Source organism: Streptomyces sp. NPDC007808, assembly GCF_042868655.1.
Classification (GTDB): Bacteria; Actinomycetota; Actinomycetes; order Streptomycetales; family Streptomycetaceae; genus Streptomyces.
In genome coordinates this window covers 21,681-34,230 of sequence record NZ_JBIAEQ010000005.1, presented here as the reverse complement: position 1 = coordinate 34,230, position 12,550 = coordinate 21,681, and the positions used below count along the sequence as shown (strand labels likewise).

Sequence of the window (12,550 nt, the reverse complement as noted above, 5' to 3'; positions counted from 1 at the left end):
CGTGACCGAAGTGCTCCAGCAAGTGGTGGAAGGGGTCGGCTCCGGCGCGGTGTACGCCTCACTGGCGCTGGCCCTGGTACTGATCCACCGGTTCACCGGGATCGTCAACTTCGCGCAGGGCGAGCTCGCCATGATCTCCGCCTACGTCGCCTGGCAACTCGTCGCCTCGGGGACGCCGTTCTGGCTGGCGCTGCCGCTCACCCTGGCGGTGTCCTTCGCCGGCGGCATGCTGATCGAACGGATCGTCATCCGTCCCGTGCAGGGCGCGCCCGAACTGACCGTCGTCATCGTCACGGTCGGCCTGTTCATCTTCGTCAACGCCATGGCCGGCCTCATCTGGTCGTTCACCGTGAAGGACTTCCCGCAGCCCTTCCCCGACGGAGGGACCGAGCTGGCCGGAGTACGCATGGACTGGTCGACGCTCGGGATCATCGCGGTCGTGGCCGGCGTGATGGGCCTGCTGTACCTGCTGTTCCAGCACACCTCCGTCGGCCTGGTGATGCGAGCCGTCGCGTGCAACCCGGTCTCCGCCCGGCTGTCGGGCATCCGCGTCGGCCGGGTCCTGATGCTCGGCTGGGGGCTGGCCGCGACGGTCGGCGCGGTGTCGGGGGTGCTCGTCGCCCCGCTGCTGTTCCTGGAGCCCAACATGATGGGCGGCGTACTGATCTACGCGTTCGCCGCGGCCACCCTCGGAGGCTTCGACAGCCCGGTCGGCGCGGTCGTCGGCGGCCTGCTCGTGGGCGTCGCCGAAACGCTGGCCGGGGCGTACGTCGACGTCATCGGCGCCGACCTGAAGGTGGGCGTACCCCTGGTGATCATCCTGGCGGTGCTGCTGGTGCGGCCCCAGGGCCTGTTCGGGCGGGCGGCGGTGGAACGCGCATGAGCACGATCACCGCCACCCGCGCAACCGGCCGCGCCCGGCACCTGCGCCTCGCGCTCACCGCCCTGCTCGCGGCGGGGGCCGCCGTCGGCGCCCCGTTCTACTTCGCCCCGTTCCAGGTCTTCCAGCTGACCATGGTGCTGGTGTACGCCGTGGCCCTGGCCGGACTGAACCTGCTGGTGGGCTTCGGCGGGCAGATCTCCCTCGGCCACGGCGCGTTCTTCGCGGCCGGGGCCTACACCGCGGCGGTCATGCTCGACCGGTACGACACCGGCCACCTGGTCACTCTGCCGGTCGCCGCCGCCGGGTGCTTCCTGCTGGGCCTCGGATTCGGCATCCCCGCGCTGCGACTGCGCGGGCTGTACCTGGCCCTGGTCACCCTGTCGTTCGCCGTCTTCCTGCCACCCCTGCTCAAACGGCTGGAGGTGGTGACGGGGGGCTCCATGGGCCTGACCGTGGACAAGGTCCAGCCGCCCGCGTGGAGCGGCCTCGCCGAGGACCAGTGGATGTACTTCGTCGCCCTCGCCGTCGCCGCGGTGGCCCTGCTGCTCGCCCGCAACCTGCTGCGCTCCCGCGTCGGCCGGGCCCTGCTCGCCGTACGCGACAACGAGAGCGCGGCGGAGGTCATGGGCGTACGGCTGTCCCTGCACAAGACGCTCGCCTTCGCATGGAGCGCCCTGTTCGCCGGGGTCTCCGGCTGTGTGTACACGTGGGTCATCGGCTACGTCTCACCCGACTCCTTCAGCTTCGTCCTGTCCATCACACTGCTGGCCGGCCTGGTGGTCGGCGGGCTCGCCTCGCTGTACGGGCCGCTGCTCGGGGCGGCGTTCGTGATGTACGTGCCGAGCGTGGCCCAGGACATCAGTGACGCGGCGCCCGGAGTGGTGTTCGGCCTGCTGATCATCGTGGCGATGTTCGTGGCCCCGACCGGACTGGCCGGTCTGGCGGGCCGCGTCCGCAGCACCGCGGCCGGCCGGCTGACACGCACCGCGACCGGCTCCGACCGTAACGCCGGGCCCGAGCCCGCAGCCGACGTCAAGCCTCCGCCCGAGTCCTCCGCGCCTCCCTCTCCCGCGGATCCCGCACCTGCCGATGCCGAACCCGTGGGCACCCCGCCCCGCACGGAAAAGGAATGAGCCACATGCACAAGACGACAGCCCTGCGGGCGGCCGCGGCCGTGTCCGCCGCCCTGCTCCTCGCCACCGCCTGCAGCGGCCGACGCGGGAACGACGACAACGGCACCGCCGCCGACGGCGCGTGCAAGGGGCAGCAGACCACCGGCATCACCGACAAGACCGTCAAACTGGGCGGCATCTACCCGCTGTCGGGGCCGGCCTCCGCGTACGGCACCATCAGCACGGGCGTGGACACCTACTTCAAGCACGTCAACGCCAAGGGCGGCATAGACGGCCGCAAGGTGGAGTTCGTCGTCCGCGACGACGGCTACCAGCCGCCCAAGGCGGTCGAGGAGGCCCGCAGACTCGTCGAGCGGGAGAAGGTGTTCGCCGTGTTCCAGAGTCTGGGCACCCCGTCCACCGCGGCCGTGTGGGACTACCTGAACAAGCAGAAGGTGCCGCAGCCCTTCGTGGCCACGGGCGCCTCGGTCTGGGGCACGGACGACAAGCACCCCTGGACCATCGGCTGGCAGCCCGACTACGTGTCCGAGGCCCGGGTGTACGCCAAGTACCTCAAGGACGAGAAGCCCAAGGCCGAGGTCGCGGTCCTCTTCCAGAACGACGACTTCGGCAAGGACCTGCTCGGCGGGTTCAAGGAGGCCGTCGCGGGCAGCGGCATCAAGGTGGTCGCCGAGGAGAGTTACGAGGTCACCGACCCGTCCGTGTCGGCACAGATGACGAGCCTCGCCCGCTCAGGGGCGGACGTCCTGCTCGACGTCACCACCCCCAAGTTCGGCAGTCAGGCCCTCGCCGCCGACGCCAAGAACACCGAGTGGAACCCGCTGCACATCGTCAACAACGTGTCCTCGTCCGCCGCCGTGCTCAAGCCCGTCGGTTTCAAGAACGTGCAGGGCGTGGTCTCGGCGACGTACTTCAAGGATCCCGCCGACCCGCAGTGGGCCGACGACGCGGAGATGAAGGCGTACAAGGAAGCGCTGCGCACGTATGCGCCGGACGCCGACCCGACCAACCAGTTCCACGCCTACGGCTGGGCCGCGGCCTCCAGCCTCCACAAAGCGCTGGACGCCATGAAGTGCCCGACCAGGGAAGGGCTGCGGGACGCGGTGCGCGACCTGAAGGACGTCGAGGTCGGCATGCTGCTGCCCGGTGTCACGCTCGCCACCGGTGCCGGTGACGCCTTCCCGATCGAGACGATGCAGCTGATGCGTTTCAAGGGCGAGCGGTGGCAGCTGTTCGGCGACCCGGTGGACACCCGCAAGGAGTTCGGTTCACCGGGGCACTGAACCGGTGGGGCGGGGCGGTCCCCGGGTCGGACGCACCGATACTCAGGGACCGCCCCCACGGACAGCCGGATCACTCCTCGCGGCACACCGTGTCCGGGTCGGCGCCGGCACGGCCCGGAGGCGGGGACAGCGGCTGCTCACTGCCGGCCGGCCGGCCGCACACGGTCACCGAACGCACCTTGTGGCCGCGGTAGGTGACCCGCACGATCTTGTATCCGTGCCCCCGCTGGTCGGCGTAAGGCTGGCTGCCGGCGAAACTGACCGTGCCGACCGGCAGGTTCGGGTTCGGACGCCAGCGCAGATCGGCCCAGGTCTCCGGGGCGGTCTGCGGCGCGTCGCCGTTCTTCGAGGCCCGGTACAGCACCGCGGTCGCGCTGTAGGACAGCACCGTCTGGCCGCTGGAGAAGAGGGCGTCGTTCCAGGGCCGGGCCGGGTCGGCGAGCGGGGCCGCCGCGCCCGAGGGGAGCAGGTCGCCGAGCACGCGGTGGGCGTCCTGGTAGAAGCCGGTCGCGCCGACGAGGTCCATCGGGGCCAGCGCGAAGTGGTAGAGGGTGACCTCGGACGGAATGCGCAGGCTCTCCCCCTCGTCGTAGTTGCTCTTGGCCAGGTCGTCGCCGGTGAACACGGTGATGTCCCGGCCGGAGCAACCCGGGGTGGAGCCCAGTTGGGACATCAGGTTGGGGACGTCCTCCACTCTGCCCGCGAAGTACAGGGCCCTGGGCACCGGGTCGCCGGCGCAGATGTCCTCGACGGGCTCGGTGAGTTCCGGTTCGCCGTTGGGGCTCAGCCGGTACGAGCGGGAGGGCAGCGGGACGAACCCGGCCCGGTTCAGCATCTGCTTGCCCACCCTGGCCTGTTCGGTCGTGTAGAAGTCCTTCTCGCTGCCGACCTTGCGCGCCAGCACCACCGCCCGGGAACCGTCCTCGCGCCGGGCGAGCTGCCGGGCGACGACGAGCAGTGCGTTCGCCTCCTCCTCGTCGGTGGCGGCCAGACCGAACCAGTTCGACAGCTTCCGCGCCAGATGGCTGCCGGAGTTGGTGGTGCTCACCACGGGCAGGCCGGCGCCCTTGAGGATCTCCGCGGCGTCATCGCTCTCCGTGGTGTCGCGCCCGAGTCCGACGACCCCGACGACCGACCGGTCACGCCGGGCCAGTTCCGCTATGTGCCGGGCCATGGGCAGCACCTGGAGCATGTTCTCGCCGGCGTTGGCGAGCAGGACTCTTATCTTGGTCGGCTGGTGGGTGCTGACGTTGGCGTAGTGCTGGTAGAGGTACACACCCGTGATCTCCTCCAGGCCCTTGCGGGTGCCGGACTCCTCCGCCGCGGTGACCGGGCCGGCGTAGACGATCGTCACGTACTTGTCCTGGGGGCCGATCCTCGCGTTCTCGGCCCTGATCGCCTGCTCGACGGCGTCGAAGGTGATGCCCTTGCCGGCGCCGTAGAGTTCCAGGCCGTTGCCCGCCGCCAGCCGTACGTTCCCGGTCGCGACCCCCACACACTCGCCGCCCACCAGCACCGAGTCCGTGTTGGAGCCGACCAGCCGGCCCTCGCAGTAGCGCTGGGCCATCCACCGGTTGCCCAGGAAACCGAGGACGAGGCCGATGGCGAGGACCACCGCAAGACAGGGCCTGGACCACAGCAGCCAGACGGCCGTACGGCGGATGCGCGCGGTGGAGTGCTGTGCGGAGTGCCGACGGCGCAACTCCTCGGCGGACAGCGGTATCCACAGGATCCACGGCAACGCGGCCGACCGCCCGGGGGACTGGCCGACGTTGAGGTGGTTCACCCACTCCTGGTACCTGGCGTCCGCGCCGAAGGCCCGCTCCGGATCGTCTCCCTCGGGCCCGCCGGGCCGGGCCGCGGCGAGCCGCCCCGGCCCCTCGGAACCCGGCGGCCGCAACCGCTCGGCCGCCGGGATCGCGGCCAAAACCAGCAAGGGGTCCATCTCGCTGCGGCGGCTGCGCACATTGCTGACTGCCCGCAGCAACAGCAGGCCGCCGTCGTCCTCGGTGGCGCACGGCAGATACACCACGGGCGGGACCGTGCGCTTGCGGCGGCGCAGATCCAGCGTCCGCGGCCGGAAGTTCTCCCGTAGATCCTCCAGCAGCGCCAGCACCCGCAGCTCCAAGTGGAACTGACGGGCCATCGCATCGCCCGCCTCCGCGGCGACGACCTGCTGCGCCACGGCGAAGGCCCGGCCGCGGATCGTCTCCCAGGACTTCGTCGGCCGCCACCGGGACCACTCGGCGGCCTCCGGCCGGTCGCTGGAAGGCGCCAGGAACGTGGTCGTCGCGAACCACCGGCTGGCCCTGCGCAGCCACAGCAACGGCGGCGCGCTGCGCGCCAGCAGGTGCGCCACACCGAACGCCGCCAGCGCCAGGCCGCCACCCCACGCCGCCGTCTGCCAGCCGCCCTCACCGAGCAGCACACTCAGGCAGGCGATGAACATCGCCCCCACGAAGCCGGACGGGTTCACCACCGCGCCGACGGTGTCGGTCAGCGCCGACACACGGCTCTCCCCGTCCGCGCCGTCCGCGTCACGCCCCGGCCGCCAGCGCAGCTCGGCCAGCCGCCGCATCAGCCGTTCGCGGCGCTGAGCGGCCGACCACACCGTGCTCACGTCCCCGCCGACCTCCGGCGCGGCCTGCTCGATGGCGCGCAGCAGCCGTGAGCGCGGAAAGCCGAACGGCTTGTACTGCGACTGGTTCTGGTTGTCCCACGGGTGCTCGCACAACTGGCGGACCATGTCGATCGCCGAGGAGTACGCGTCCGCGCCACCCGCGCCGTCCAGCCGTTTGGCGATCAGCCCCCGCGGCTGATGGCCCTGCCGGACGAACTCCACGATCTGCGCGACCCGCCGGTCCAGAGTGCCGGTGCCGTCCTCCTCGGCGGCCTGCAGCACCACCAGCGGTGTCATCGGCGGGTTGTCCCGGAAGTTGTCGATGAGACGTCTCGTCAACTCGAACACCGCGTCAGCCGCCCCTATCCCGGCGCTGCCGCTCCATACCTCTCTTGCCACTCGTACCGCCCCCGTCGCATCCGCCCTACCCGGCACCCCCGGATCCGATGCTGATACCCACCCCGAAACCCCCCTGCACCGCACGGACGTTGCGATTCTCACGACTTGCCGGAGCGTCGACGAGCAGCGGACCGCCGCGGCGACCGACCGTCCGGCACACGCACCGGCCCATGGCACGGGACGGTCCGAAGGGCGGAAGCACAGGAGGGGAGTGGGACTGGAGGGCAGGGGACAGGGGGGGCAGGGAACAGGGGGACAGGGAACAGGGGGACAGGAGCCCCCTGTGACAGGTCCGGTCCTGTCGGCGCTGAGATCAACGTGATCATTGACGTGACGTACGGGCAGGACTGGGACGCCGCCTCCCGTACGGTCCTCGGACCCCTCAGCCGGGAACGCGCCGCGAGCCGGGACGCCGCGGGCGAGCAGTACGCCGTGGTGCTGCGCGACCGGGAGCGTCCTCAGCCGATCGCCGTGCTGAACATCGCCTGGGCGCACGACTACCTGGGGGTCTGGGCGTACGACGAGCAGGGCCGCCGCACCCGCGAGTTCGACCTGCGCCGCCTGGAACCCGACCGGCTCTTCTGCCGCCACATCGCCGAATGGCGATACGACTCCGCCGACATGGAGGAGTTCGCCGACGAGGCGGGCCGCGTTCTCATCGACCTCTACCCGGACGGCACGGGTGGGAAGATCTCCGAACCCCAGGGCGTCAGGGGCCCTTCCCTGCACACCCTCGCCCGTGTGCCGGACGAGCAGCGCTGGATGCCGGCCCCCGCATTCGGCGACTGGGGATGGGCGGTCGCCCTTGCCGCCGGTGGGCCGCTGCCCGAACTCACCCTGGCAGAAGCCCCGGTGGAGACGCCCGACCAGGACGGCCCGGCGGAGAACCGGGAGAACACTCCTGCGGCCGCCCCCGCGTGGTGCCCGCCCGGCCCCCTGCGCCCTCGCCACCTCGCCGAGATGTTCACGCCCGGCACCCGGTTCACCCCGCCGGATTCCCAGGCGACCGGCCCGTACGTCGTCGAGCGCGTCATCGACGCCGGAACGCTCCGGCTGCCCACCGGACGGGTCGTGGCCTGCGACCCGGGCTGGATCGACCCCGGCGTTCCGTTCACCGTCACCGTCCCGCCCGGCGCCCACCCCGTGCAGATCGCGACCGCGTCCTACCCGACCGAGCACTGGGGCAAGTCGCTGCACATGGAGGACTTCACGGGCGCGCGCCTCCTCGTCTCCGGCGAGCCGACGGTCACCTGGGAGATGGCCCTGCGCCCCGGCGAGGACCCGCGGACCCTGAGGGACGGCGAGTTCTACGGCTTCGGCGTGGACACAGGCACCGGCTGCTTCGTCGACGCGGTGGCGGCCGACACGCTCACCGGCGGCGAGAACACCCTCCCGGACGAGGACGACACCGACGGCATCGTCGTCCTCGACGACCCGGAATCCGGAGCCAACCTCATCGTCTACCCGAGCGGGATGGGAGACGGCTCCTACCCGGTGTGGATCGGCCGGGACGCCGACGGCGAGGTCACATGCCTCCTCGCCGACATGCTGATCCTGCGCGGTCAGGAGCTGCTGGTGGACCCGGCCGAGCCGCAGCGGCCGGCGTGGACGGCCGCGGGGTGACCGTCACAGGCCGAACAGCTTCGCCGCGTTGTCGTGGCACACCGCCCGCAGCCACGCCTCTCCGAGCTCCAGCCGTTCCAGGGCCTGCAGCTGCTGCAGATACGGGTAGGGGATGTTGGGGAAGTCGGAGCCGAGCAGGACGCGTTCGCGCAGTCCGGCCAGCCGGGGCAGGGCCCGGCGGGGGAACGGCATGAGCCCCTCGGTGAAGTCGGTGAAGGCCATCGTCGTGTCCAGCCGCACCTCCTCGTACCGCTCGGCGAGGCCGAGGAAATCCTCGTACTCGGGCATCCCCAGATGGGCGACGACCAGGCGCAGCCGGGGATTGCGGGCCAGCACCCGGGTGATCGGCTCGGGGCCGGTGTGCTTGCCGGGGGCGGGTCCCGAGCCGCAGTGGATCACGACCGGGATCCCTGCCTCGGCCAGCAGTCCCCAGGCCGGCGCGAGCAGCTCGTCGGCCGGGTCGTAGGCCCCCACCTGCACATGCGCCTTGAAGACGCGCGCGCCCGCCTCGACGGCCTCCCGGACGTAAGCGTCGACGCCGGGCTCGGGAAAGAGGGTGGCGGTGTGGAGGCAGTCGGGGGTGCGGCGGGCGAAGTCGGCCGCCCAGCCGTTCAGCCATCGGGCCATGCCGGGCTTGTGCGGATAGAGCATCGAGGTGAAGGCCCGAACGCCGAACTCCCTGAGCAGGGCGGTCCGTTCCGCCTCCTCCCTGCGGTAGGTGATCGGCCACTCAACGCCACCGGTCAAAGGTCCGAGTGCATCGAAGTAGCCCCAGACCTTGCGCAGGACGCGTTCGGGCATGAAGTGCGTGTGCACGTCGACCAGCCCGGGAAGGCCCAGCCGCTCCCAGAACCGGCGGACCTCACCGGCCTCCTCGCCCGGTGGCGCGCCCGGGTGCGCGGGGTGGCCGGGAGCGGCGTCGGCGCAACCGCCGGGGTCGTGGTCCGCCATGCGGTGATCGTTCATGCCGCTCACCCTCACCCCTGGCGAGGCGGTCGGTCCATGGTCGGCACACAGATGCGTGAGGGATCACTCCCGGCCGGTTCGCGCGTGCCGGCTCGTTCCGCCGGGGCCGTGAGCTGAGCATCTCAACTCCCTTGATCTCAAGTGGACTTGAGGTTCTAGGTTGGCCGTGTCCTGGTGATCGGACCGGAAAGGGGTACCGAACATGTCGGTCAAGGAGTACACGCAGGAGGAACTGGCCGCGCAGCCCATCGGCGCATGGAGCGGTGAGGCCTACCGGCTCGTGGTCGGAGCGCTGCGCGAGCAGTTGGCGGTGGAGGGGCTCACCCAGCCGCACTGGTGGACGCTCAACCATGTAGCGGGGGATCCGGGCAGATGGACGCGTGCGACGCTGATCGAGCGGCTGACGCGGTGGGAGGACCTCGGGATCGACTTCAACGGCGTGTTCGACGACCTCGTCGCCCGTGGCTGGCTGGTGGAGGACGCCGAGGGCATGACGTTGACCGAGGCCGGTGAGGCCGGTCGGGTACGAGCCAGGGAACGGAACGCGCGGGTGCACCGGCGGATACACGAAGGCATCGACACGGCCGACTTCGTGACCACGATCAACGTCCTGCGCCGCATGGTCGCCAACCTCGGCGGCGACTCGGACCTGCCCGGCTGAGGGGCGAACCCGGTGCCCACCTGCGCCGACACCTCGTTGTCGGATGTCGGCGCAGGTGGTTTCCGCTCGCCCGCTGCGCGACGGTCAGGGCCGAAGGCGAGTGAAGAGCGGCTGGGGCGCGGGCAGACGTCCCCCGACCGGGGTCAGCCGCTCGGCGATCCGCCCGGCTGCATCGGGGAGGAAGGGGCGCAGTTCGTCGGCCAGCACACGGCACGCGGTGATCAGGTCGAGGAGGACGGCGTCGAGCCGACGCGCTGCCTCGCCGCTGCCCTCCCGCGCCTTTCGGGCCAGTTCCCAGGGCCGGGTGGCGTCGACGCATCGGTTCGCTTCCTCCACGATGCTCCAGACGGCTCCGGTGGCACGCCGGAAGTCGAAGTCGGCCAGGGCGGCATCGACCAGGCCGGGCACCTTCTCGTAGACGTCCACCAGTTCCCGTTCGCCGAACGGCACCGGGACAGGGGCGGGGACTGTTCCGTCCCGGAAGCGGTGCACCATGGTCACGACGCGGTGGACGAGGTTGCCCAGCCCGCCGGCGAAGTCCGCGTCCGCACGGTCGATCAGGCGATCGGGGGTGAAGTCCGCGTCGCCGACCCGGGGTACCTCGCGCAGGAGCCACCAGCGCACCGCGTCGGTGCCGTGGGCCGCGGCCAGCGCAGCCGGGTCGACGGTGGTCCCGGCGGACTTGCTGATCTTGCGGCCGTCGATCGTGAGGTAGTCGTGGACCAGGATGTCGGTGGGCAGCGGAAGTCCGGCCGACAGCAGCATGGCCGGCCAGTACACGGCGTGGAAGCGCACCACTCCCTTGCCGACCAGATGGACGCGGCGTTCACCGGCTCCCCACCACTGGTCGTAGGCGCTGTCACCGGTGCCGTATCCCAGGCTGGTGACGTAGTTGCCGAGGGCGTCCCACCACACGTAGACGACCTGGCCGCTGTCATCGGGCACGGGGATGCCCCAGCCGCGGGCGCGACGGTGGGAGCGGGAGACGGAGAAGTCGTGCAGACCGCCCTCGATGAGGGCGAGGACCTCGTTGCGGCGGGCGGCGGGTTCGATGCGCAGTTCGCCGCTGGAGATCAGCTCATGGAGCCGGTCGGCGTAGCGGGACAGCCGGAAGAACCAGTTCTCCTCGGCGACGAGTCGGGGTTCGGTGCCGTGCTCGACGCATCTGCCGTCGACCAGTTCACCGGGCGTGTAGAACTGCTCGCAGCCGACGCAGTACAGACCTTCGTACTCCTTGCGGTACAGGTCGCCCGCCTCGGCGCACCTGCGCCACAGCCGTTCCACCCCGACCCGGTGGCGCGGGTCGCTGCTGGTGCGGATGAAGTCGTCGAACGAGAGCGACAAAGGGCCGTGCAGGGCGGCGAAGGCATCGGCGTTCCGGTCGACGAACGACTGCACGTCGACGCCGGCCGCTTCGGCGGCGAGGACGTTCTTCAGGGAGTTGTCGTCGGTTCCGGTGAGCAACCGGACCTGCCCGCCTCGCAGACGGTGGTGACGGGCCAACGTGTCCGCCTGGACGAGTTCCAGGGCGAAGCCCAGGTGGGGACGGGCGTTGACGTACGGAATGGTGGTGGTGATGTAGTGGCGTCGTGCGGTCATCGGTCCTCCTGCCGGGTGGCGAGGCCTGATCGCACACGATCCGAAGCCTCGTCCCGGGGCCTCGGATTCGGTACGCGTCCGTGCTCAGCAGCCCCGTCGGCGGGGCATCATCGGCTGCTGGGGCGAAGGCGTGATCATGCGCTCGATGGTAGCCACGGGACGGCGTCGCGGCAGCCTGTTATTCCGGCGGTCACGGCAAGCCTCGAACGTGCCCGGCCCCGGGGACCGCTGCGCGATGGCCTTGGGTGATCGGTGGTCGTCCGGCCGACTTCTCTGTGTCATCGGCCAGTACGGCTGCCGGTCGGGGGCGGAGCAGACTCGCTGCCACGACCACGGCCCGACGAGCCGTCCCCTCGCCGGGCCGGTGTGGTCACGTACCGGACGAGGCACACGAGGGGCAACAGCATGAGCGTGCAGCAGTACGACGAGATCGGCGAGGCCTTCGAGGGGTTCAAGTCCCTGCCGTTGATACGTTACGGGGAGGTCCCGAGCTTCCTGGGCATGGTCGGGGACGTGCGGGGCAAGTCGGTTCTCGACGCGGCCTGCGGCACCGGCTTCTACAGCCGGGAGTTCAAGCGGCGCGGCGCCGGGGACGTCTTCGGTGTCGACATCTCCGCGGAGATGATCGCGGCCGCTCGGGGGATCGAGCAGCGTGCCCCGCTGGGGGTGCGCTACGAGGTCGGTGACGTGGCCGAACTGCGGCCTGTGGAGCGGCCCTTCGACATCGCGGTGGGGGTGCAGTGCCTCAACTACGCCGAGGACCGGGCCGCGATGGAGAGGATGTGCCGCAACATCCACCGGAGCCTGGTGCCCGGCGGGGAGTTCTTCGTGCTCGGCCAGAAGCCCGACTACGGGTTCGACTGTCCCTCCCTGGAGCGGTACGGCTTCCGCTGCGAGCCGACCGGCGAGGAGAGCGGGACGGGGCCGCGGGTGCGGGTCACCGCACTGCTCGACCCGGAGCCGATCACCATCGTCTCCACGGTGCCGCGCCGCGAGGTGTACGAGGAGAGCTTGCGGGCGGCCGGTTTCAGGGAGGTGGAGTGGGTCCCGCTGCGGGTGTCCGACGCCGGGGTCCGCGACTTCGGTGAGGACTTCTGGGCGGACCTCCTCACCCGCCCACCGCTGGAGATGCTGCGCTGCCGCGCCTGAACGGCGAGCGGTCCGCGTGGACGGGGCGGTGCCGTCGAAGGACCCGGCCGGGCTGGGCATTGCACTTCGGGGTAAGTGGGTCGATCAGGACATGCAGCCCATATGTCAACGATCCGGTGCCCAGGGCCCTTCGGTGTGACGTTCTCCATTGCGCCGTCCCGTTCATCCCGTGAGTCTCGCGTGGAACAAGCGTCCGAAGAACTGTTATCTGCGGCTTCCTGATCGATCTCCCAG

9 protein-coding genes are annotated in these 12,550 nt (G+C 70.9%); 6 read left to right on the top strand and 3 right to left on the bottom strand.

All coding sequences use genetic code 11. The features are described 5' to 3' along the window. Position 1 precedes the first annotated feature (1 nt). The 3 genes from ACFYNL_RS19395 to ACFYNL_RS19385 are packed head-to-tail and all read left to right on the top strand — an operon-like array spanning position 2 to position 3,299. On the top strand, positions 2-883 hold the full coding sequence (locus tag ACFYNL_RS19395; RefSeq protein WP_388804719.1) for a branched-chain amino acid ABC transporter permease: 882 nt from the start codon (positions 2-4) through the stop codon (positions 881-883). Continuing rightward, positions 880-2,016 carry a branched-chain amino acid ABC transporter permease gene (locus ACFYNL_RS19390; RefSeq protein WP_388804716.1) on the top strand — a complete coding sequence of 379 codons (1,137 nt, stop codon included), beginning with the start codon at positions 880-882 and terminating at the stop codon, positions 2,014-2,016. The genes ACFYNL_RS19395 and ACFYNL_RS19390 overlap by 4 nt, the downstream gene beginning before the upstream one ends. Before the next feature lie 5 nt (positions 2,017-2,021). After that, the gene (locus tag ACFYNL_RS19385) at positions 2,022-3,299 is read left to right on the top strand and encodes an ABC transporter substrate-binding protein (protein WP_388804713.1); all 1,278 of its coding nucleotides are present in this window, start codon (positions 2,022-2,024) and stop codon (positions 3,297-3,299) included. Between the two features lie 70 nt (positions 3,300-3,369). On the opposite strand, the gene ACFYNL_RS19380 is transcribed toward ACFYNL_RS19385, so the two are convergent. Next, positions 3,370-6,318 carry a hypothetical protein gene (locus ACFYNL_RS19380; RefSeq protein WP_388804710.1) on the bottom strand — a complete coding sequence of 983 codons (2,949 nt, stop codon included), beginning with the start codon at positions 6,316-6,318 and terminating at the stop codon, positions 3,370-3,372. Between the two features lie 318 nt (positions 6,319-6,636). On the opposite strand from ACFYNL_RS19380, the gene ACFYNL_RS19375 reads away from it, so the two are divergent. Continuing rightward, entirely contained in the window at positions 6,637-7,941 is a 1,305-nt protein-coding gene (locus ACFYNL_RS19375; RefSeq protein ID WP_388804707.1) for a DUF4241 domain-containing protein, read from the top strand. 3 nt (positions 7,942-7,944) lie between these two features. On the opposite strand, the gene ACFYNL_RS19370 is transcribed toward ACFYNL_RS19375, so the two are convergent. Further along, complete coding sequence (locus ACFYNL_RS19370) at positions 7,945-8,907, bottom strand: amidohydrolase family protein (protein WP_388804704.1); 963 nt, start codon at positions 8,905-8,907, stop codon at positions 7,945-7,947. 202 nt (positions 8,908-9,109) lie between these two features. Here ACFYNL_RS19370 and ACFYNL_RS19365 point away from each other — a divergent pair, with 202 nt between their 5' ends. After that, entirely contained in the window at positions 9,110-9,568 is a 459-nt protein-coding gene (locus ACFYNL_RS19365) for a MarR family transcriptional regulator (protein WP_388804701.1), read from the top strand. An 84-nt stretch (positions 9,569-9,652) separates the two neighbouring features. Here the strand turns inward: ACFYNL_RS19365 and metG are convergent, their stop codons facing one another. After that, a complete protein-coding gene (gene metG, locus ACFYNL_RS19360) occupies positions 9,653-11,167 on the bottom strand; it encodes a methionine--tRNA ligase (RefSeq protein ID WP_388804698.1) in 1,515 nt (504 codons plus the stop codon). A gap of 405 nt (positions 11,168-11,572) precedes the next feature. Here metG and ACFYNL_RS19355 point away from each other — a divergent pair, with 405 nt between their 5' ends. Then, positions 11,573-12,316: a class I SAM-dependent methyltransferase gene (locus tag ACFYNL_RS19355; protein ID WP_388804695.1), complete on the top strand. Its 744-nt coding sequence runs from the start codon at positions 11,573-11,575 to the stop codon at positions 12,314-12,316. The last annotated feature ends 234 nt before the right edge of the window (positions 12,317-12,550 follow it).